Here is a 20,935-nt window from a genome sequence, read left to right as displayed (position 1 = left end):
CGACACGCCGGTCTGCCGATGAAACTGCACGAAAGCCCCCTAAAAGCACCCGTACCCGTGCCAGGATCGAATCGCCTATTCACGACGTTACGTGACTTGACGAATGTAAACGACCGAACAGGCACAGAAGGTCTAATCCTTTCAATCCGGATAGGACACAGAGGGCAGCCCATGGATCGTGAAGCCAGCACAGCAGTGCGACCGCACCGCCGGATCACCCACCGCGCCGCCACCCTTTCCCTGTTAACGCTGGACACGGCCGCGTGGTGCGGAGGATTTCTCGGCGCCGCCTGGACGAGGTACGAGTTCGACCTGACCGTCGCCGCCAGCGCCCGTACGCTCGGCCTGGCGCTGGCCTGCGCCGCGCTGTACGCCGCGCTCACGCTGCTGCGCTCCCGGGTCTACGGCCGCTACCCGATCGGCAGCTCGGGGGACGCGCAGGGGCTCGCCGTCACCGTCGCGCTCGTCGCGGCCGTCGGCGCCGTCGCCGTGATGCAGTGGACGCGGCATCCCGTACCGGCCAGCACGCCGCTCGTCGGCGGCACGGTGGCGCTGGTGGTGATGGCGACCGCCCGCGGCCTGTGGCGTGCCCACGCCGACCGCCGGCCACCCGCCCCACGGAACGCCGAGCGCTGCCTGGTCTACGGGGTGGACGCGGCCAGCGAGCGGCTCGTCCGGGTGCTGCTGCAGGATCCCGACAGCAGCTACCGGCCGGTCGGCCTGCTCGACGACGCGGCCGACAGCCGCGGCCTGCGGCTGGAGGGGCTGCGCGTACTGGGCGGCCGCGAGCAGGTCGGCGACGCCGTTCGGGCGACCGGGGCGACCACCGTCATCTTCTCGATGAGCGGCTCGGACCCGCAGCTGCTGCGCGACGTGCGTACCCGGACCCTGGAGGCCGGGGCGGCGTTCAAGGTGCTGCCGCCGGTGCGCGAGCTGCTCGACCGGCCGGTCGCCGCCACCGACGTGCGCGACGTCCAGCTCACCGATCTGCTGGGCCGGGCGCACCGGGTGGCGGAGCTGAGCGTGGAGCGGGGTGGGCTGGCCGGCCGGCGGGTGCTGGTGACCGGCGCCGGCGGCTCGATCGGCTCGGAGCTGTGCCGGCAGATCGCCCGCTGCGAGCCGGACGAGCTGATGATGCTCGACCGGGACGAGTCGGCGCTGCACGCGCTGCAGATGTCCCTGCACGGGCGCGCGCTGCTGGACGGCCCGGAGCTGATCCTGGCCGACATCCGCGACGCCGAGGGCATCGCCCGGGTGATCGCCGACCGGCAGCCCGACGTGGTGTTCCACGCCGCCGCGCTCAAGCACCTCACGCTGCTCGAGCGCCACCCCGGTGAGGCGATCAAGACCAACATCCTGGGTACGCTGAACGTGCTGGAGGCGTGCCGGGACGTCGCCCAGTTCGTGAACATCTCCACCGACAAGGCGGCCAACCCGGCGAGCGTGCTCGGCTACTCCAAGCGGATCACCGAGCGGCTCACCGCGTACCACGCGCAGCGGCTCAACGGCACCTACCTCAGCGTCCGGTTCGGCAACGTGCTCAGCAGCCGCGGGTCGGTGCTCACCGCGTTCCAGGCGCAGATCCGCGCCGGCGTGCCGGTCACCGTCACCCACCCCGACGTCACCCGCTACTTCATGACCGTCCAGGAGGCGGTGCACCTGGTGCTCCAGGCCGCGACCATCGGCCGGGGCGGCGAGGCGCTGGTGCTCGACATGGGCGAGCCGGTCCGGATCGCGGACGTGGCGCGCCGGCTCGCCGCCGAGGCGGACCGGCCCGTGGAGATCGTCTTCACCGGCCTGCGGCCCGGTGAGAAGCTGCACGAACACCTGTTCGGCGCGGACGAGGTGGACACCCGCCCGCTGCACCCGCTGATCTCCCACGTCCCGGTGCCGGAACTGGACCCGGACGAGGTGCGGACGCTGGACCCGTACGCGGAACCGGACGAGCTGATCAAGCGACTGGCGGCGTTCTGCGAACCGGCCGGCGCCGCCCTGCCGGCGCTGCCCGGCCAGCGCTGACCGGAGCCGGTGGGACGCCCGCCCACGAGATGGGACGAGCGTCCCACCGGCCTAGCTCGCCGCCGGTCCCGGCGGCCGTTAGGCTTGGAACCGGTGTGCCGGGAAGCCTGGTCGGCGATGGATTCGCCGACCCCAGCTCCCGAACGGACGCCGCATGACCCACACCCCACCTCCGTCGCGCCTGCTCTCCCGCCGCTCCTGGCCGGAGGCCCGGTTCCTGGCCGACGTGCTGCGCACCGAGACGGTCGGCGGCGCTCTGCTGCTTCTCGGCGCCGTGATCGCGCTGATCTGGGCCAACTCGCCGTGGCGCGCCGGGTACGCGGAACTGAGCCACTGGGTGCCCTGGCCCGGCGGCGCGGCGCTGCACCTCGACCTCAGCCTGCGCACCTGGGCCGCCGACGGGTTGCTGGCGATCTTCTTCTTCGTGGTGGGCCTGGAACTCAAACGCGAGTTCGTCGCCGGTGACCTGCGTGACCCCCGCCGGGCCGCGCTGCCGGTGATCGCGGCCGTCGGCGGCATGGTCGCGCCCGCGCTGATCTACCTGGCGGTGACGCTCAGCGCCGGCGGCGCCGGACTGCGCGGATGGGCCATCCCCACCGCCACCGACATCGCGTTCGCCCTCGCCGTGCTCGCCGTGGTCAGCTCCCACCTGCCGCAGGGGCTGCGCGCGTTCCTGCTCACCCTCGCGGTGGTGGACGACCTCTTCGCGATCACCATCATCGCGGTGTTCTACACCGCCGACTTCCACCCGCTGCCGCTGCTCGCCGCCCTGCTGCCGATCGCCGTGTTCGGGTTGCTCGTGCAGCGGCGCCGCACCTGGTGGTGGGCGCTGATCCCGCTGGCCGTGACCGCCTGGACGCTCGTGCACGCCTCCGGCGTGCACGCCACGGTGGCGGGCGTACTGCTCGGCTTCACCGTGCCCGTGCTGCGCGGACGCGACGGCTCACCCGGCCTGGCCGAACGGCTGGAGCACCGCTGGCGGCCGGTCTCCGCCGGCCTGGCCGTACCGGTCTTCGCCTTCTTCGCCGCCGGGGTGACGCTGGTCGGCGTGGACGTGGGCGGCGTGCTCAGCAACCCGGTGGTGCTCGCGGTCGCCGCCGGACTCGTGCTGGGCAAGGTCGTCGGCGTGTTCGGCTCGACGTACCTGCTCGCCCGGTTCACCCGGGCCGAACTGGACGAGGAGATCACCTGGGCCGACCTGCTCGGACTCGCGCTGCTGGCCGGCATCGGCTTCACCGTGTCGCTGCTCATCGGCGAGCTCGCGTTCGGCACGGGCAGCCCGGAGGAGGACGGCGTCAAGGTGGCGGTGCTGCTCGGCTCGCTGACCTCCGCCCTGCTCGCCTCGGTGGTGCTGGTCCGCCGCAACCGGGTCTACCGCCGGATCAGCGAACGGGAGAACCGGGACGCCGACGGTGACGGCATCCCGGACATCTACCAGGGCGGAGCCGCCTGACCCGCGTCGCGCCGGCCGTCCCCGGAGCGGGAACGGCCGGCGCGACACGGGCCGATCAGTTCAGCTCGGTGACCGCCTCGAAGATCAGCCACAGGCCGCAGATGGCGAACAGCACTGCCGCGCCGTAACGGATCGCCCGCTCCGGCAGGTGCCGGCCGAGCATCCGGCCCACCAGGATCGCCAGCGCGTCCGCGGCGACCATGCCGAGCGTCGACCCGAGCCAGGTGCCGAACCAGCCGTACTTGGTGGCCAGCGTGATGGTGGCGAGCATGGTCTTGTCGCCCAGCTCGGCCAGGAAGAACGCCACACCCACCGCGAGGATCGCCGACTTGCCGCTGCGTTCGGCCTTGCGCTTCTCCTCCTCGGTCAGCTTGTCGCCGCGCAGCGTCCACGCGCCGAATCCGAGGAACGCCAGGCCGGCGATGAGCGAGATCCAGCCGGTGGGCAGCGCGGCGTTCAGGCCGTACCCGATGGCCACCGAGGCCAGGTGCACGATCGCGGTGGCGATCGTGATGCCGATGAGCACCGGCACCGTCTTGAACCGAGTGGCGAATGTCAGCGCCATGAGCTGGGATTTGTCGCCCAGCTCCGCAACGAAGATCACGCCGAAGCTGACCACCAGCGCGACGAGGAAACCCTCCATGTGAACCTTCCCGATCAAGCCGGGAGGAGGAACGGGGGCGCCCTCGACCCGGCTGCGACAGCCTGAGTCGAAGGTCTCGCCCGCCCCGGAGACCGGGGCCGCGTGGCCGGATGCGGAACGCACCAGTGTGTCGACCACGACATTGGGGGCTACTCCCCTTCGCGCAGCCAGCCTAGCCGATCACCCGCCGGGCCCGTCAGCGGGTGTGGCCCGGACCACCCGGACCTCAGTCGGCCCGGGCCAGGCTCACCCCGAACAGCCCGCCCGGGTCGGTCCAGAACGCCTGCCGGGTGAACCCGGCGGCGGTCAGCTCGGCCGCGATCCCCTCCGGCCGGAACTTGGCCGACACCTCGGTGCGCAGCTCCTCGCCGGCGGCGAACACGACGTCGGTGTCCAGCACCCGCACCGTTGTCGGGCGCTCGGCGCGCAGCCGCATCTCGATCCACTCCCGCTCCGGGTCCCAGACCGCCACGTGCCGGAACGCGTCGACGTCGAAGTCCGCGCCCAGCTCCCGGTTGATCACCCGGAGCACGTTGCGGTTGAACTCGGCGGTCACGCCGGCCGCGTCGTCGTACGCGGGCACGATCACCGCCGGGTCCTTCACCAGGTCGGTGCCGATCAGCAGCCAGTCGCCGGTCTCCAGCGCCGCGCGCATCGCCGTGAGGAACCCGGACCGCTCCACCGGCAGCAGGTTGCCGATCGTGCCGCCGAGGAACGCGACCAGGCGCCGGCCGCCGGTGGGCAGCCGGTCCAGGTGGCGGGTGAAGTCACCGACGATCCCCCGCACCCGCAGCCCCGGGTACGCGGCGGCGATCTGCTCGGTGGAGGAGCGCAACGCGCTCACCGACACGTCCAGCGGAACGAACGTGCCCAGGTCGCCGTGCCGGGTGAAGGCGTCCAGCAGCAGGCGGGTCTTCTCCGACGAGCCCGACCCCAGCTCGATCAGCGTCTTCGCGCCGGTCAGGGTGGCCACGTCGTCGGCGTGCGCGGCGAGCACGGCCCGCTCGGCCCGGGTCGGGTAGTACTCCGGCAGGCGGGTGATCTCCTCGAACAGCTCGCTGCCCCGGGCATCGTAGAACCACTTCGGCGGCAGCCACTTCGGCGTCGCGGCCAGCCCCACCCGTACGTCCTCCCGCAACCCACGGTCGAGGTCCCGCTCCTCCAGGTGGATCTCCAGCGGCTCCGCGCTCATCAGGTGTCCTCTCTGTCCTGCCGGTGATGGGAAGAACGTCAGGCGGCGGTCAGCTCCCGCACGTCGAACCGGCCCGTGGACGCCACCACGAGCCGGCCGTCCGGCACCGCCTGCCAGGCCGGGTCGTCGTCGAACGGTTCGGAGGCCAGCAGCACCGAGTCCGGCCCGCGACGCGCCGACAGCGCGTGGCCGCCCGTGCTCGCCACCACCGTCGTACCGTCGGTGAGCAGCAGATTCAGCCGTGAGCCGGGAGCGGCGGCGGCGACCGCCGCGACCGTGTCCGCGACCGCCTCGTCCGGCGCGGCCCCGGCGCGCAGCCGGTGCCGGACCAGCGCCCACAGCAGCGCCGAGTCGGTCGGCACGTCGAGCGTGATCAGGTCGCGCACGGGCAGGCCCGCGGCGAGCGGGACCAGGCTGTCCGGCCAGCCCCGCACCACGCCGTTGTGGCTGAACAACCAGCGGCCCTCGGCGAACGGCGCCGCCGCCGTCTCGTGCAGCGGCATGCCGACGGTGGCGGACCGGACCGCCGCCAGCACCGCCCGCGCGCGCGTCACGGCGGCCAGCTCCGGCAGCGTGGTGTCGCTCCACATCGGCTGGGCCCGCCGGTACCGGACCGGGTCGCCGTCGTCCGGGTACCAGGCGACGCCGAAGCCGTCGGCGTTTATGGTGCCGCCGCCGCGCATGTCACGCGGCGCCCACGACTGGCGCAGCAGGCCGTACGGCGGGTCGAACAGCAGGCTGCCCAGGAGCACGGGTGGACCGAGGTACGCGAGGTGACGGCACATCGGGCCGGCTCACTCCTCCGGGCCGGCGTCACGGGCGCAGCGGAAACCGCTGAAGATCTGCCGCCGGATCGGGTAGTCCCAGTTGCGGAACGTGCCCCGGCAGGCGGACCGGTCGGTGCCGAACGAGCCGCCCCGCAGCACCCTGTGGTCGTCGCCGAAGAAGACCTCCGAGTACTCCCGGTACGGGAACGCGGTGAAGCCCGGGTGCCCGCGGAACGGCGACGAGGTCCACTCCCACACGTCGCCGACGAGCTGGTGCACGCCCAGCGGCGACGCGCCCGCCGGGTACGCGCCCACCGGCGCCGGCCACAGGTGCCGCTGGCCCAGGTTGGCGTGCTCGGCGCCCGGATCCTCGTCGCCCCACGGGTAGCGGCGGGACCGGCCGGACGCCGGGTCCCAGCGGGCCGCCTTCTCCCACTCCGCCTCGGTGGGCAGCCGCTTGCCGGCCCACGCCGCGTACGCCTGCGCCTCGTACCAGCAGACGTGCACCACCGGCTCGTCGTCGCGGACCGCCGACCAGCGGCCGAACCGGCGGTACGCCCAGCCGTCGCCGTCGCGCCGCCAGTGCATCGGCGCGCTCAGCTCCGCCTCGATCCGGTGCCGCCAGCCGGCCTCGCTCCACCAGCGCGGCTCGTCGTATCCGCCGTCGGCGATGAACGCGCGGTACTGCCCGTTCGTGACCGGCGCGGCGTCGATGAGGTACGCGGGCAGGTCGACGGTGTGCGCCGGGCGCTCGTTGTCCAGCGCCCACGGGTCGGTGGAGGTGCCCATCGTGAACGGCCCGGCCGGCACCCGTACCTCCCCGCCGACCCGGGCCCGGGGCTCCGGCGGTGGCGGCGCGTCCAGCACCGGGGCGCCGGCGCGCAGCTGGTGGGTGGCGAGCATGGTCTCGTCGTGCTGCTGCTCGTGCTGCACGATCATGCCGAACGCGAACCCGTCGGCGACCAGGGGACGCTCGGTGAAGCGGATGCCGTCGAGCAGATCGAACACCTTGTCGCGGACCGTACGCACGTAGGCGCGCGCCTCGGCCGGCGGCAGCAGCGGCAGCGCCGGGCGGTCCTTGCGGGGCTGCTTGAACGCGTCGTAGAGGTCGTCGATGTCGTGGCGCACCGGTTCGCGGCCGCCGACGTCGCGGACCAGCCACAGCTCCTCCTGGTTGCCGACGTGCGCCAGGTCCCAGACCAGCGGCGACATCAGCGTGGAGTGCTGCCGGACCAGGTCGTCGTCGTCCACCGCGTCGGTGAGCGCCGCGGTGCGGGCGCGGGTCCGCTCCAGCTCCGCGGCGATCCGGTCGCGCAGTCGTTCGGCGTCAGTGCCCGGTCGCTCGGTCGTGGTCACCGGTGTCCCCTCTCCGCGGCGGCACGTCGCCGCCGGATCTCTCGGTGGGTCTCCTCGTGGATGGCGGGCGGCAGATCGAGGCGGGGCAGGGCCGTCAGGGCCAGGTCGAACAGCGCCGCCGCGGCGGTCGCCAGCGGGCGCTCGGCCAGTCCGCACCGGGCCGCCGCGCGCCACCGGTCGGCGACCGGCGCGGCCGCCGCCAGCGCGTCGCGGGTGGTCACCGGGTCGGCGAAGAGCGCGGCCAGGACCGTCAGCGGCACGGTCCACGCCGCCCCGGGCTGTGCGTCCAGGTAGCGCAGCTCCAGGTAGCCGCGCGGGCGCACCGGCGGGAACAGCGTGCTGACGTGGTACTCCAGGTCGTCGGTGGTGGGCGGGCGGGGCAGCGCGCCGGCCAGCCAGTCGGCGAACGTGACGCCCGGCGGCGCGGTCCAGTCCGGGCCGTCGCCGCGTACGCAGAGCAGCGGCGCGGCGAGCGCGTACCCGGTCCAGGCGGCCACCGGATCCTCGTCGGCGCGTTCGGGCGACCACACCGGACGGGTCCGGGCCGGGTCGATGGCCAGCCAGGTGGCCATCCGGGCGGAGGCCCAGCCGGTGGCCCGGCCCGCGTGCCGGTCGGCGGTGGCGAAGGCGGCCAGCAGCGGCGGGCCGACGGCGTGCGCGGCGGCCCACCGCTGCGCGAGGTGCTCCGGCTCGCCCGCGTCGAGGCAGACCTGCAGGCCCGCCGTGCTGTACATCATCGCCCGCCCCGCCGGGCCGCGCCGGTCGAAGGCGCACCGCATGGCCCGGTAGCGGGGGGTTTCCACGACGGGTCGCGGCAGCCGCCAGGGGTCGATGCCGCTACGGCCGAGCACCAGCCCGGCGGCGTCCAGCCGGGCCCGTAGCTCGGCGACGTCGGCCTCGGTGGCCAGGACGAGCGCGCCGACAGTCGGTCGCGGCGCGGCGGAGATCTCCACCTGCCCGCCGGGCTCCACGGTCACGGCGCTCGCGCGCCGGAGCTCGTCGGCCGGGCTGGTGGGGTCGAGCGTCACGGGGCTGTGCCGCCCCAGCGCCCTGCGTAGTCGCTCGCGGTCGACCGGCCGGGCCAGGTCCGCGGCGTCGTGCACGGTCCATTCCAGTTCGACGCCGACGAGCGTGGGTGGTCCGGTCTTGAAGCAGATCCGGGCGAGGTGGCCCCGGGCCGCCTGCTCGTCGCCCAGGACGACGGCGCGGTCCAGGTCCGGCGACATCACCATGGGGCGGCTCCTCCTCGGCGACGGACGACCACGGTGTCGCGACGCGCCCGGCCCGTTCGGCGCGGGACGCCGTCACACCATCCTCTGTCTAGCAGACGTGATCCGCTTGCCCGGAGAGATGAATTTTTGTCCGGAATCTGATTGCGCCCCCCGCGCTCAGTCGTCCTCGTCCTGGTCGTCGTCTTCGGCTGGCGGGGTCCCCGAAGGCTCCCCCACCAGATTCCGGCAGTAGCTCTCCACCTGCTCGGGGCCGCCGGCGGCGGCCACCAGGTCGGCGAAGCCGGGCCTGGTCAGCGCCTTCTCCCGCTGCCGCTCCGACTTGACCAGGTAGGCGCGGCAGTGGGCGACGATCCGGTTGTTCCCCGCCGGGGGCGCGGGCGGCGCGGCCGGGACGCTCGGCGTCGACGTCGGCGTCGGCGTCACGTCGCGGGCCGGCCGGGACGCCGCGCCCGACGCCTCGCCGGCCGGTGTGCTCGGCGCCGGCCGCGACGGCCCGGTGGCGGTGGGGCCGGTGACGCCCGGGCCGCTGGTGGCCGGCGCCGGCGGGATCACCGGGTCCGGATGGCGGTCCAGGCGTACGGCGGCGAAGGCCACCCCGGCGACCGCGGTGGCGGCCAGCCCGGACAGCGCGGCGGCGATCCGCAGGCGCCGGCGCGGCCGGACCGCGGGCACGGGCCCGGCGCGGGCGGCCCGGAAGGCGGCGACCGCCCGGTCCTCGCCGGCGATCTCACCGGCGGTGGCCGGGCCGGCCGCGGCCGACAGCAGCCGGGTCAGCGGGTCGGTCTGCGGCCCCGGTGGCGACCCGGCGCGCGCGGCGTCGAGCAGACGATCGGATTCCGCCCGGTCGGCGGGCCCGCCGGACCGGCGAGGGTGCATGCCGTCTCTCCTCACGTCAGCCCTCCGCCGGCTCGGCCTCGGGCGCGTGCGGCACCTGGCGGTCGGTACGGGGACGCGGCGCGAGGGCGCCCCGGGAGTCGTCCGGGGCAGTGTCCGCCGCCGAGCGCTCCAGCATGGCAGCCAGCCGGCGAAGGCCCCGGTGCGCCGCGGTGCGCACGGCTCCGGCCCGCCGTCCCAGCACCCGCCCGGCGGTCTCCGCGTCGAGGCCGATGACGGCCCGCAGCATCACCGCCTCCGCCTCGGCCGGTGGCAGCGTACGGATCAGGGCCAGCGCGCTCTCGGTGGCGATGGCCTCGCCGGCCCGGTCGGCGGTGTCCGCGTCGGCGGCCAGGTCGTTGAGCGCCTGCACCGGCACCGGCACCGACGGACGCCGCCGCTGCCGGCGCAGATGGTCCATGGCCCGGTTGCGGGCGATCGTGACCGCCCAGGCGCGGAACTCGCCACCGGTGAAGGAGGGCAGGTCGCGGGAGATCTGGAGCCACGCCTCGGAGGCCACGTCCTCGGCGTCGGCGCCGACGAGAGCGGTCAGGTAGCGCAGCAGGGCGGGCTGCAGGCTGCGGTAGAGGAACCGGAACGCCTCCTCGTCGCCGGCCTGCGCCGCGGCGACCGCCTCGTTCAGCTCGGCCGTCACGGTCGCCGTCCGGACCGGGTCGCGTCCGGGCGCCGGGGAGCCAGTGGCCACACCGCCATCCGCACCCCGCCCCCCGGTGAGTTGATCTGACACTCGCACACGGGTGCGATGAGCCATGGACACTGCCGCGCGGCACGGGCGTCGGCGGACATACGGTACCGACGGCTCGGGGCGGCCGGGAGCCGGGCCGACGCCTGGGAACGCGGGGCGCTCCGGCAAGACGTCAGGGCCGGAGGAAGAGAGAGAAATGTCTACGCCCGTCACCGGCGTGTCGAGGTAACGCAACGTACGGAATCGACGCTCCCCGGCGCAACCGATCGTGCCGGGCCCCGCGGGCGGACAGCGACGTGCTGTCACATTCTGGCCGATCGTGCCGGTCCGGTCACGGTGCGCCGATCGGCGTCCCGGCTGCTGGAACGCCCCGCTGAAGGCTTTCGATCCCGTGCCGAGATCGCGGGAAATACTTCGCGCCCGCTGTGGGTACGGTATGGGGGTGCTGTCCTCAGACGTCGTACTCAGCGGTCGGTACCGCCTGGAAGACCGTGTCGCCACCGGCGGCATGGGCGACGTCTGGCGTGCCACCGACCTGGTCCTCGGTCGTCCGGTCGCGGTGAAGGTGCTTCTTCCCGCCCTGGTGTCCGACCCCGACTTCATCGCCCGTTTCCGTTCCGAGGCGCGGATCATGGCCTCGCTGCGCCACCCCGGCGTGGTCCAGGTCTTCGACTGCGGCGAGGACGAGCTGCCCAGCGGCGGCCGGGCCGACTACCTGGTGATGGAGTTCGTCGCCGGTGAGCCGCTGTCGCGGCGGATCGAGGACGCGGGGTGCCTCGAGGTCGCCGAGACCATGTCGATCGTGACCCAGGTGGCGCAGGCGCTGCACGCGGCGCACGGGCGCGGCATCGTGCACCGCGACGTGAAGCCGAGCAATCTGCTGGTGCAGGACGACGGCACCGTGGTGCTCGTCGACTTCGGGGTGGCCCGCTCGACCAACGTCACGAGCATCACCAGCACCAACGCGGTGCCCGGCACCGCCCTCTACATGGCGCCGGAGCAGGCCGCCGGCCGGCCGGTCTCGGGCGCCACCGACGTGTACGCGCTCGGCGCGGTCGCGTACTGCTGCCTCACCGGCAGCCCGCCGTTCACCGGTGACAACCCGCTGCAGGTGGCCGTACGCCATCTCGACGACGAGCCGCCGGAGCTGCCGGCGGAGATCCCGGCGTCGGTGCGCGAGCTGGTGTCCCGGGCGCTGGCCAAGGACCCGGCCGACCGCTACCCGAGCGCCGCGGCGATGGCCGACGCGGCGCGGGCCGCCCGTACCGACTCGCCGACCGCGACGATGGCGCTGCGCGGCGCGGCGGGCCCGGCGCGGTCCCGCGACGACCAGCCGGCGGTCCGGCCGGGCGCCGCGGTGGCGACGTCGCGGCGGCGGGGCCGGCGCGGCACGCTCGTCGGGGCGCTGGGCGCGGTGCTGGTGGCGATGGGCGCGCTGGGCGCGCTGGTGGCCGCCGCGAACGACACCGCCGAACCCGCCACGAAGATCGACAAGACGGCGCCCGCGGTGGCGCCGAGCGACCCGGCCGCGGAGCCGGTAGTCGACGAGCCGACGGCCGGCGACGACTACACCTACCGGCCGGTCGGCCCGGGCGGCCGGCCGTCGGCCACGCCGTCGGTGACGCCGAGCGCCTCGACGGTCCCGTCGGCGCAGCCGAGCGTCAGCGAGGAGCCGGCGCCCACCGGCGCGCCGACCACCACGCCGCCCAGCACGCCGGCGACGACGGCGCCCACCACTACGCCGGCACCCGAACCGACCACCGCCGACCCCGGCACCGGCGGTGACACCGGCGGGCAGCCGGCCACCCAACCCTGACCCACGACGAGCCGGCCCCGCCCGCGGCGGAGCCGGCTCCTCGTCGTGTCCGGGCGGTGGTGCTCAGTCCGCGCCGAGCGACGCCACCACCGGCCGGGACAGCGCCCGGCGGGCCGGCAGGACCGAGGCGAGCAGCGCGGCCACCACCGCCACCGCGACGATCAGCCCGATCCGCGCCCAGGGCAGGACGAGCGTGAAGTCCCCGCCGATGCGGGCCACCACTGCCATCGCCCCGGCGGCCGCCCCGGCGCCGAGCGCGATGCCGAGCAGCGTGCCGACGAGCGCGGTGAGCACCGCCTCGACCGCCAGCACACCCCGCATCCCGGCCCGGCTCAGTCCGACCGCGCGCAGCACCGCCGTCTCCCGGGTGCGTTCCACCACGGACAGGCTGAGCGTGTTGGCGACCCCCACGAGCGAGATCACCACGGCGAGGCCGAGCAGCGCGGTGACGAACCCCAGCACCAGGTCGACGGTGCCGGTGAGCATCTTCTTGTACGCGGCCTGGTCCATCACGTTCACCGTCGGGTAGCGCGCCAGCACCGACTCGACAGCGGTCCGGGCCTCGTCGACGCTCACCCCGGCGGCCGGATCCACCTCGGCCAGGTAACCGCGCACGGTCGGGAACATGGCGGTGAAGTCGGCGTCCAGCACGTCCACCAGGTGACCGGGGGGCACCGGGCTCCCTGCCAGGATTGGCTCCTCGTCGGCCACCACCGCGGCGACCCGGAACGGCCGCCCGGCGAGCGTGATCGTGGAACCGGCCGTCCAGCCCCTGGTCGCGGCCAGCTCGCGGTGCACCAGCACCGCTCCCGGCCCCAGGCCGGCCGGGTCACCGGCGTCCACCGCGGACAGCGTGCGCCGGACCAGCGCCGGGTGCGCGGCGCGCAGCTGCACGTCGCCGACCACCCGGCTGCGCTGCTCGTGCACCACACCCAGCTCCGGGCGGGCGGCCAGTTCGCCGGCAACGGTGGCGGGCAGGTCCCCGCCGATGCCGGTGACCAGGAAGTCCACGCCGATCCGGGCGTCCACCGCGCGTTCGATGCCGGACTTGACGCTCGCCGCGCCGACCACGAAGGCGGAGACCAGCCCGATGCCGATGACCATGGCCGTCGCGGTGGCGGCGACCCGGCGCGGGTTGCGCACCGCGTTCGACACGGCCAGCCCGCCGGTGGCGCCGAACGCCGCGCGGAACGGCCCGCCGAGCACCCGTACCAGCGCCGGCACCAGCACCGGGCCGAACGCCACGATGCCGCCGAAGGCCAGCAACCCGCCGGCCGCGACCAGCACCACCTGGCCGGTGGCACCGGCGCCGGCCAGCGCCGCCACACCGGCGGCGAGCGCCAGCGCGCCGACCGCCAGCCGGATCCGCCCGGCCGGACGGACCGGGTTGACCGCCGCGTCGGTGAGCGCGGCCACCGGGGCGACCCGGGTGCCCTGCCAGGCCGGCAGCGCCGCCGACGCCACGGTGAGCAGCGTCCCCAGCCCCAGCGACAGCAGCAGCGTACGCGGGGTCAGGGTGAGCCCGCCGCCCAGCGGCGCGCCGGTGCCGGCGAGCAGCACGCCGAGGCCGCCGGCCACCGCCGCGCCGGCCAGCACCCCCACGACGGAGGCGAGCAGGCCGGTCACCGCCGCCTCGGACAGCGTGGCCCGGTAGATCTGCCCCCGGGTGGCGCCGACCAGCCGCAGCAGCGCGGTACGCCGGGAGCGCTGGGCGAGCACGATGGCGAAGGTGTTGGCGATCACGAAGCCGGCCACCACCACCGCGACCGCGGCGAACGTGCCCAGCAGCATGCCGAACTGCCGCAGGTCGCGTACCGCGTCGTCGACGGCCGCGTCGAGGATGGCGTCGCGGTCCCGGACCGTCACGTCCGGTCCCACCACGGCGCGGATCCGGTCGGCCAGCGCCGCCGTGTCCACGCCGGGGCGGGCCGCCACCATGATCCGGCCGTAGCCCTTCTCGCCGCTGACGGTGAGCGCGTCCGGGCCGGTCAGCCCGATGTAGGGGCCGCCGACGTCGCGGGAGCTGCCGTCCACGTCGACGGTGCCGACAAGCGTGTACGGGCGGGCCGCGCCGTCGCGTCCGCCGATCGACACCGGGCCGCCGACGGTGAAGCGCTGCTCGGCGACGGTCTCGTCGTCGAGCACCACCTCGCCGGGGCGCTGCGGCAGCCGCCCGGCCACCACGTCGTAGGACTGCAGGGCCGCCTCGGTGGGGACGGCGGCGAGCACCGCGTACCCGAGCACGGGACGGCCGTCGGCGCCCACCACCCCGGCGGAGCCGGTCAGCTCGCCCGCGGCGGCGGCCACCCCGTCGAGGGCGCGTACCCGGTCCACGAGCGCCGGGGGCAGCGGGTCGGTCTCGGCGTACGCGGCCAGGTCGGTGTGTCTGTCGAACTCACCGGCCCGCTCGTACGCCCCGGCGCGCATCCCGTCGGTGAACATCAGCGTGCCGGCGACGAACGCGACGCCGAGCACGATCGCCAGCGAGGACAGCAGCAGGCGCAGGCCGTCGGCGCGGACCTGGCGCAGGGTCAGCCGCAGCATCCCGCTCACCGCCCTGCCGGCGCGACGGCCGGGTCGAGCCGGCTGAGCGCGTCCCGGACCGCGCCGACCGTGGGCGCGTGCAGTTCGTCGACCAGCCGGCCGTCGGCCAGGAAGACCACCCGGTCGGCGTACGCGGCGGCGGCCGGGTCGTGGGTGACCATGACGACGGTCTGACCGAGCATGTCCACCGCCTCGCGCAGCAGCCGCAGCACTTCGGCGCCGGAGCGCGAGTCGAGGTTGCCGGTCGGCTCGTCGGCGAAGATCACCCAGGGCCGGGTGATCAGCGCGCGGGCCACCGCGACGCGCTGCTGCTGCCCGCCGGACAGCTCCGCCGGGCGGTGCCCGAGGCGGTCGGTCAGGCCCACCGCCGCCACCACCTGCCCCAGCCACGCCGGGTCCGGGCGACGGCCGGCGATCGCCAGCGGCAGGACGATGTTCTCCTGCGCGGTGAGCGTGGGCAGCAGGTTGAACTTCTGGAAGACGAAGCCGATCCGGTCCCGGCGCAGCCGGGTGAGCCGCCGGTCGTCCAGGCGCGTCAGGTCGGCGTCACCGATGTGGACCGCCCCGGCGGTCGGCCGGTCGAGGCCGGCGAGGCAGTGCAGCAGGGTGGATTTGCCGGAGCCGGACGGGCCCATGACGGCGGTGAACCGGGCGGCGGCCAGGTCGAGGTCGACGCCGTCGAGCGCGACGACGCGGGACTGCCCGGCGCCGTACTCCATGCGCAGCGCGCGGGCGGCGAGGGCGACGCCGGTGGTCGGTGGTGCGGACACTGAGGTGCTCCTGTCGGACACGGTCTTTCTGACAGTTCCGACGCTAGGGGCGGCACCACCTGGTTGATCTCCACCTGCGCGCTCGACCTCGATGCGACGGAGGTCGTCCCCCACCGGGGAAACCCGTACGACCTGAGGCGTACGCCGGGTCAGCCGCCGGGCGTGATCAGGCCGCTCTCGTACGCCAGGACGACCGCCTGGACCCGGTCGCGCAGCTGGAGCTTGGCCAGGATGCGGCCGACGTGGGTCTTCACCGTCGCCTCCGCGACGTGCACCCGGGCGGCGATCTCGGCGTTGGAGAGCCCCTGCGCCACCAGCAGCAGCACCTCCCGTTCCCGCTCGGTGAGCTGGGCCAGCCGGGGATCGGCGGCCGGCGCGGGGCCGAGCTGCCCGGCGAACCGGTCGAGCAGCCGCCGGGTGATCGACGGGGCCACCACCGAGTCGCCCTGGGCGACCACCCGGATCGCGGCCATGAGCTCCTCCGGCGGCACGTTCTTGAGCAGGAACCCGCTCGCCCCGGCGCGCAGCGCGGCGAACGCGTCGGCCTCCGTGTCGAACGTGGTCAGCGCCAGCACGCGGGGGCGCCCGTCGTCGCGCCGGGCACAGATCCGCCGGGTCGCCTCCACCCCGTCCATGGTCGGCATGCGCAGGTCCATCACCACCACGTCGACGGCGACCCGGTCCAGCACCCGCAGCGCGTCCGCGCCGTCGATGGCCTCGGCGACCACCGCCAGGTCGGGCTGGGAGTCGAGCACCATCCGGAACCCGGCGCGTACCAGCGCCTGGTCGTCGACGATCATCACCCGTACCGTCACGCCGCCGCCCTCCCTTCCCCGGTGCCGGCCGCCGGGGACAGCGGCAGCCGCGCCCGCACCCGCCAGCCACCGGCAAGTGTGGGTCCGGCGGCGAGGCTGCCGTCGTACACCCCGACCCGTTCCCGCATGCCGACCAGGCCGTGACCGCCGGACGGCGCCGGGCCGTCGACCGGACGGCCGCGCCCGTCGTCCACGGCGCGGATCACGACGGCGTCGGCGCTCCAGTCCAGCGTCAGCTCCACCGACGCGCCGACGCCCGCGTGCTTGAGCGTGTTGGTCAGGCTCTCCTGCACCACCCGGTAGACGGTCAGCTCCAGGCCGGGGGGCAGCGGCGGCGGCGCGCCGGCGCCGCCGCAGGCGACCCGCAGCCCGGCGGCGCGGAACCGGTCGAGCAACGCGGGCAGCTCCACCAGCGCGGGCCGGCGGTGCGCGGGCCCGTCCGCCGGGTCCGGCTGCGTCGCTGTGGGTTCCCGCAGTACGCCGACCAGGCGCCGCATCTCCTCCAGCGCCGCCCGGCCGGTGTCCGCCACCACCTTGGCCGCCTCGCGGGCGGTGGCCGGATCCCGGTCGAGCGTGAACCGCACCCCGTCCGCCTGCACGATCATCACGGCCATGCTGTGGGCGACCACGTCGTGCAGCTCGCGGGCGATCCGGGTGCGCTCCTCGGCGACCGCGGCCCGCGCCTGCGCCTCCCGTTCCCGTTCCAGCGTCGCGGCCCGGTCCTCCAGGCTGAGCACGTAGAGCCGGCGGGTCCGCAGGTTCAGCCCGGCCAGCCAGACCGCGCCGACGATCAGGGCGTAGAAGAACGCGCCCATCCACCAGGGCCCGGCGCCGGGCGTCTGGAGCGCGGCGAGCACCCCGCCGAGCACGGCGACGACCCCGGCCACGATGCCGTCGCGGAGCCGGTCGGCGTACTTGACCACGCTGTAGAGGGCGATCAGCACGGCGATGTCGTAGGCGAGCGGACCCCAGCCGGCGATCACCTGGACCAGCGCGAGCGCGGCCACCGCGACGGCGACCGCCGTCGGGTGGGTACGCCGGAAGAACACCGCCACCGCCGCCGCCAGCCCGACCGCGAACGCCGGTACGCCGATCTGGCCGGCGACGTACGCGGAGACGGCGAAGAACACGACCAGCCCGCAGACGGCGGTGTCGAAGGCGATGCCGCGCAGCGGACGGCCGAGGATGAGGCGAGCCACGATTCCCCAGCCTAGGCCCGCTCTCCCCACCTCTCCCCCGCCGCCCCACCTTGCGGTGATCATGAGGTTGACGGGCGTCGTCGTCCGATTTGTCGCCGCCAACCTCATGATCACCGCGAGGATCGGGGGTCAGGAGGGCAGGAGGGCTCGCATGCGGGTGATCTCGGCGGACTGCTCGACGGCCACGCCGGTGGCGAACTCCTGCATGGCCTGGTCGGCGCCGACCTTCAGCAGGTCGGTGGACATCACGATCGCGCCCTGGTGGTGGTCGGTCATCATCCGCACGAACATCCGGTCGAACGCCGCGCCCTTGGCGTCCGCGAGCTGCCGCATCGCCTCGGCGGACTGCATCCCGCGCATGCTGCCGTGGTCGTGCCCCGGCACGTCGGCGGGCAGGTCGCGGGTGCTGAGCCAGGCACGCAGCAGGCCGACCTCCGGCCCCTGGGCGGCGCGGATCCGCTCGGCCACGGCGCGGATGCGGGGGTCGGCGGCCCGGTCGGGGGCGAGCGTCGCCATCTCCAGCGCCTGCTCGTGGTGCGGGATCATCATCCGGACGTACCAGACGTCGAGGCTGTTGAACCGGGGCGTCGACGCTGCCCGCACCTGATCGGGCGCACGGGTGGCGGCCGACTCCCCCGGGCGGCCGGGAACCAGCAGCGGCGGCGCCGAGGTGGTGGCGCTCGGGCTCGGCGCGCCCGTCGCGGCGTTCCCCGCCGCGGCCTCGGGCCGGGTGTCGTCGCGCCCGGCGAGCGCCAGCCCGCCGATCACCACGAGCATGACGAGCGCTGTGACGCCCACCCACACGCGCGCCTGCCGGCTGGTCATACGACGCCTCCTCCGGTCAAGGTGAAGGCGATCCTATACATAGATAAAAGTTCCCCAGTGTGACCCAGGTCACATTGATGACGGTCTCCGATCGGTAAGGTTTGGCGAATCATCATCCCCTTTCGAAGGGTGTTGCCGGTGATCAGCATCCGCACGTCCCGCACCCGCATCATCAGCCTCGCCGCCGCCGGCCTGCTGCTCGCCGGCGTGGTCGCCGCGCCGCCGAGCAGCGCCCAGGAGATCCCCCGCGCCCAGGCCGCGCCGGCCACCGTGGACAGCGCCGTCCCCGGTGTCGACGAGATCTCCAGCAGCCCCAACCTGCGGCAGGTGGCCAACCTGCCGAAGCAGGCGCCGTTCGACACCACCGCAGCCCTCGGCACCGACATCGCCTTCCAGGGGCGGTACGCGTTCGTCGGCAACTACGACGGGTTCGTCATCTACGACATCCTCCGGCCGAGCCGCCCGACGATCGTGTCGCAGGTGCTCTGCCCCGGCTCGCAGAACGACATCTCGGTCCACGGCGACCTGCTCTTCCTGTCCACCGACTCCTCCCGCAGCGACGACTCCTGCGCCAGCACCAGCCAGCCGGCGTCGGTGAAGGAGTCCTGGGAGGGCATCAAGATCTTCGACATCCGCGACAAGCGCAACCCGCGCTACATCAAGTCGGTCGAGACGGCGTGCGGCTCGCACACCCACACGCTCGTGCCCGGCAAGGACAAGCGCAACGTCTACCTGTACGTCTCGTCGTACAGCCCGCGCGCCGACTTCCCGGACTGCCAGCCGCCGCACGACTCCATCTCCATCGTCAAGGTGCCGGTGAAGAACCCCACCACCGCCTCCGTGGTGGCCACGCCGAACCTGTTCCCGGACGGCGGCTACCCGGGCATCCCCGGTCAGTCGTCGGCCACCACCGGCTGCCACGACATCACCGCGTACCCGGCGAAGGACCTGGCCGCCGGCGCGTGCATGGGTGACGGCATCCTGCTGGACATCAAGGACCGTGAGGCGCCCCGGGTGATCGAGCGGGTGACCGACGCCGAGAACTTCGCGTTCTGGCACTCGGCCACGTTCAACAACTCCGGCACCAAGGTCGTCTTCACCGACGAGCTGGGCGGCGGCGGCGCGGCCACCTGCAACGAGGTGGTCGGCCCGAACCGTGGCGCGGACGCCATCTACGACATCACCGGCCGCGGCAACGCCCGCAAGCTGGAATTCCGCAGCTACTACAAGATCCCGCGCGTCAACGCCGACACCGAGAACTGCGTGGCCCACAACGGCTCGCTGATCCCGGTGCCCGGCCGCGACATCATGGTGCAGGCGTGGTACCAGGGCGGCATCTCGGTGTGGGACTTCACCAACTCCCGCAAGCCGACCGAGATCGCCTACTGGGAGCGCGGTCCGCTGGACGCCACGCAGCTGCGTACCGGCGGGTCCTGGTCGGCGTACTGGTACAACGGCCACATCTACTCCAGCGACATCCAGAAGGGACTGGACGTGCTGGAGCTGCGTGACCCGCGTACCTGGCTGGCGCAGTTCCTGCTGGTTCCCGAGCTGAACGTGCAGACCCAGGCGGGCTACCTGAGCTGGTGACCCGCTGACCCGTCCCGGGCCCGGCGCTCCCCTCGCGGGGGCCGCCGGGCCCGGTGCGTTGTCAGCGCCGACGACCTCGGCCGGAGCGGTCCACCCGGCCCGGATCAGCTCATCGGCAGGCGGTAGTCACGGGTGCCGCCACCGGCCGTGACCACCCGCACCTCGCCGCTGCGCAGCCCGTACGTGACCGACCAGCGGGTGTGCGACTGGCGTACCGCGTTCAGCAGCCGCAGCGCCCCGGCCGCGTCGACCACCCCACCGGCACGGTCCAGTTCCTTCGCCAGCACCCCGTACCTGCGGTCCTGGCGCAGTTCCCGGTCCGGCACCCCGACGGCCGGCACGTTCGTCAGGGCCTGCCACGGGCCGCTGCGCCGGTCCACTGTCATCTTCCCGTCGACGAACTCCACCACCGCCGACGTGCCGGTCGCGTCGGCCAGCAGGTAGTGCAGCGGCGGCCCGCCGTCGAAGTCCAGGTTGTAGCGCTTGAACACGGCGACCGCCTCGTCCACGGTCGCGGCCGAGTCGAGCACCAGGCGCAGGATGCGCACCGAGCCCACCTTCGGCAGTCCGGGCACCGGCTCGGCGCGCGCCCCGTCGTCGGCGGCCAGCCCGACCGCGAGACCCCGCTCGTTCATGCCGTCGAACGGCAGCAGCGGCGCGTCCAGCAGCCGCCGGTCCCCCGTCGGGTCTGCGGCCACCCCCAGGTAGGAGATGTCGACCAGCGAGATCGAGGCGTACCCGTCCGGCGGGTCGGTGCGCAGCACCAGCGCGGGGTTCGGCTCCCAGTCGAAGTTGCGGGCGAACACCGGCCGCTCCCGGTCGCCGAGCGCGGCGAACAGCGAGCAGCCGAACGGGCTCGGCGGCGTCGACCCGGCCAGCCCGGCGGTCGGGTCGTAGTCGCCGTCGTACGTCATCTCGTACATCGGCAGGTCGTCGATCTTGCGGAGGCTGGCCAGCGTCCGTTCGACCTGGCCCGGGTCCTGCCGCGAGGCGGTGGGCGAGCCGGCCGCGGCCGGCGGGTCGGACCGGCGGCTCTCCCCGCAGGCCGTGCCGAGCAGGAGCAACGCGAGCCCGCCGGCGATGAGGGTCCTCCGCATGACAGCGACGCTAGAAGAGGCGTCCGCCGATGTCCATC

Annotated in this window: 17 protein-coding genes; 4 read left to right on the top strand and 13 right to left on the bottom strand. The window is 74.4% G+C overall.

Going from position 1 to position 20,935, the window contains the following annotated elements:
• The first annotated feature begins 171 nt into the window (after nt 1-171).
• On the top strand, nt 172-2,019 hold the full coding sequence (locus A8711_RS15415) for a nucleoside-diphosphate sugar epimerase/dehydratase (RefSeq protein WP_069088594.1): 1,848 nt from the start codon (nt 172-174) through the stop codon (nt 2,017-2,019).
• A gap of 154 nt (nt 2,020-2,173) precedes the next feature.
• Nucleotides 2,174-3,472, top strand: a complete 1,299-nt coding sequence (gene nhaA, locus A8711_RS15410; RefSeq protein ID WP_069088593.1) for a Na+/H+ antiporter NhaA — start codon at nt 2,174-2,176, stop codon at nt 3,470-3,472.
• Nucleotides 3,473-3,527: 55 nt separating this feature from the next.
• Here nhaA and A8711_RS15405 read toward each other — a convergent pair whose 3' ends face one another.
• From A8711_RS15405 to A8711_RS15375, 7 genes are all read right to left on the bottom strand, one after another.
• Nucleotides 3,528-4,115, bottom strand: a complete 588-nt coding sequence (locus A8711_RS15405; protein WP_069088592.1) for a TMEM165/GDT1 family protein — start codon at nt 4,113-4,115, stop codon at nt 3,528-3,530.
• Nucleotides 4,116-4,341: 226 nt separating this feature from the next.
• The gene (egtD, locus tag A8711_RS15400; RefSeq protein ID WP_069088591.1) at nt 4,342-5,307 is read right to left on the bottom strand and encodes an L-histidine N(alpha)-methyltransferase; all 966 of its coding nucleotides are present in this window, start codon (nt 5,305-5,307) and stop codon (nt 4,342-4,344) included.
• A 38-nt stretch (nt 5,308-5,345) separates the two neighbouring features.
• Nucleotides 5,346-6,092 (bottom strand): ergothioneine biosynthesis protein EgtC, encoded by a 747-nt coding sequence (gene egtC, locus A8711_RS15395; protein WP_069088590.1) that lies wholly within the window; start codon nt 6,090-6,092, stop codon nt 5,346-5,348.
• A gap of 9 nt (nt 6,093-6,101) precedes the next feature.
• Nucleotides 6,102-7,430: an ergothioneine biosynthesis protein EgtB gene (gene egtB, locus A8711_RS15390; protein ID WP_043323713.1), complete on the bottom strand. Its 1,329-nt coding sequence runs from the start codon at nt 7,428-7,430 to the stop codon at nt 6,102-6,104.
• Entirely contained in the window at nt 7,427-8,662 is a 1,236-nt protein-coding gene (gene egtA, locus A8711_RS15385; RefSeq protein WP_069088589.1) for an ergothioneine biosynthesis glutamate--cysteine ligase EgtA, read from the bottom strand. The genes egtB and egtA overlap by 4 nt, the downstream gene beginning before the upstream one ends.
• Before the next feature lie 156 nt (nt 8,663-8,818).
• Nucleotides 8,819-9,538, bottom strand: coding sequence for a hypothetical protein (locus A8711_RS15380; protein ID WP_069088588.1), 720 nt, complete (start codon nt 9,536-9,538; stop codon nt 8,819-8,821).
• A gap of 16 nt (nt 9,539-9,554) precedes the next feature.
• Nucleotides 9,555-10,190, bottom strand: a complete 636-nt coding sequence (locus tag A8711_RS15375; protein WP_069088687.1) for an RNA polymerase sigma factor — start codon at nt 10,188-10,190, stop codon at nt 9,555-9,557.
• Between the two features lie 487 nt (nt 10,191-10,677).
• Here A8711_RS15375 and A8711_RS15370 point away from each other — a divergent pair, with 487 nt between their 5' ends.
• Nucleotides 10,678-12,057 (top strand): serine/threonine-protein kinase, encoded by a 1,380-nt coding sequence (locus tag A8711_RS15370; RefSeq protein ID WP_083297019.1) that lies wholly within the window; start codon nt 10,678-10,680, stop codon nt 12,055-12,057.
• A 63-nt stretch (nt 12,058-12,120) separates the two neighbouring features.
• Here the strand turns inward: A8711_RS15370 and A8711_RS15365 are convergent, their stop codons facing one another.
• The 5 genes from A8711_RS15365 to A8711_RS15345 form a co-directional block, all read right to left on the bottom strand.
• Entirely contained in the window at nt 12,121-14,601 is a 2,481-nt protein-coding gene (locus tag A8711_RS15365; protein WP_069088587.1) for an ABC transporter permease, read from the bottom strand.
• A 5-nt stretch (nt 14,602-14,606) separates the two neighbouring features.
• Nucleotides 14,607-15,320 (bottom strand): ABC transporter ATP-binding protein, encoded by a 714-nt coding sequence (locus tag A8711_RS15360; protein WP_051611472.1) that lies wholly within the window; start codon nt 15,318-15,320, stop codon nt 14,607-14,609.
• Between the two features lie 200 nt (nt 15,321-15,520).
• Nucleotides 15,521-16,186: a response regulator transcription factor gene (locus A8711_RS15355; protein ID WP_043323707.1), complete on the bottom strand. Its 666-nt coding sequence runs from the start codon at nt 16,184-16,186 to the stop codon at nt 15,521-15,523.
• Nucleotides 16,183-17,385: a sensor histidine kinase gene (locus A8711_RS15350; protein ID WP_233607739.1), complete on the bottom strand. Its 1,203-nt coding sequence runs from the start codon at nt 17,383-17,385 to the stop codon at nt 16,183-16,185. Before A8711_RS15350 ends, A8711_RS15355 begins: the two co-directional genes overlap by 4 nt.
• 129 nt (nt 17,386-17,514) lie before the next feature.
• Nucleotides 17,515-18,210 (bottom strand): DUF305 domain-containing protein, encoded by a 696-nt coding sequence (locus A8711_RS15345; RefSeq protein ID WP_069088585.1) that lies wholly within the window; start codon nt 18,208-18,210, stop codon nt 17,515-17,517.
• 147 nt (nt 18,211-18,357) lie between these two features.
• Between A8711_RS15345 and A8711_RS15340 the strand changes: the two genes are divergently transcribed.
• Complete coding sequence (locus A8711_RS15340; RefSeq protein WP_369799352.1) at nt 18,358-19,800, top strand: LVIVD repeat-containing protein; 1,443 nt, start codon at nt 18,358-18,360, stop codon at nt 19,798-19,800.
• Nucleotides 19,801-19,904: 104 nt separating this feature from the next.
• On the opposite strand, the gene A8711_RS15335 is transcribed toward A8711_RS15340, so the two are convergent.
• Nucleotides 19,905-20,897, bottom strand: coding sequence for a carcinine hydrolase/isopenicillin-N N-acyltransferase family protein (locus A8711_RS15335; RefSeq protein ID WP_069088584.1), 993 nt, complete (start codon nt 20,895-20,897; stop codon nt 19,905-19,907).
• Between the last annotated feature and the right edge of the window lie 38 nt (nt 20,898-20,935).

It is taken from the genome of Micromonospora sp. II, assembly GCF_001709195.1.
GTDB lineage: Bacteria > Actinomycetota > Actinomycetes > Mycobacteriales > Micromonosporaceae > Micromonospora > Micromonospora chalcea.
The sequence above is the reverse complement of the archived record's forward strand: the minus strand, read 5'-3'. Positions and strand labels throughout refer to the sequence as shown.

Bases quoted from the DNA above. Each gene is read 5' to 3' on its own strand.
- A8711_RS15405 (WP_069088592.1), bottom strand. From the start codon at position 4,115: ATGGAGGGTTTCCTCGTCGCGCTGGTGGTCAGCTTCGGCGTGATCTTC.
- A8711_RS15415 (WP_069088594.1), top strand. From the start codon at position 172: ATGGATCGTGAAGCCAGCACAGCAGTGCGACCGCACCGCCGGATCACC.
- A8711_RS15380 (WP_069088588.1), bottom strand. From the start codon at position 9,538: ATGCACCCTCGCCGGTCCGGCGGGCCCGCCGACCGGGCGGAATCCGAT.
- egtC (WP_069088590.1), bottom strand. From the start codon at position 6,092: ATGTGCCGTCACCTCGCGTACCTCGGTCCACCCGTGCTCCTGGGCAGC.
- A8711_RS15335 (WP_069088584.1), bottom strand. From the start codon at position 20,897: ATGCGGAGGACCCTCATCGCCGGCGGGCTCGCGTTGCTCCTGCTCGGC.
- egtD (WP_069088591.1), bottom strand. From the start codon at position 5,307: ATGAGCGCGGAGCCGCTGGAGATCCACCTGGAGGAGCGGGACCTCGAC.
- A8711_RS15365 (WP_069088587.1), bottom strand. From the start codon at position 14,601: ATGCTGCGGCTGACCCTGCGCCAGGTCCGCGCCGACGGCCTGCGCCTG.
- A8711_RS15370 (WP_083297019.1), top strand. From the start codon at position 10,678: ATGGGGGTGCTGTCCTCAGACGTCGTACTCAGCGGTCGGTACCGCCTG.
- nhaA (WP_069088593.1), top strand. From the start codon at position 2,174: ATGACCCACACCCCACCTCCGTCGCGCCTGCTCTCCCGCCGCTCCTGG.
- A8711_RS15360 (WP_051611472.1), bottom strand. From the start codon at position 15,320: ATGGAGTACGGCGCCGGGCAGTCCCGCGTCGTCGCGCTCGACGGCGTC.
- egtA (WP_069088589.1), bottom strand. From the start codon at position 8,662: ATGGTGATGTCGCCGGACCTGGACCGCGCCGTCGTCCTGGGCGACGAG.
- A8711_RS15345 (WP_069088585.1), bottom strand. From the start codon at position 18,210: ATGACCAGCCGGCAGGCGCGCGTGTGGGTGGGCGTCACAGCGCTCGTC.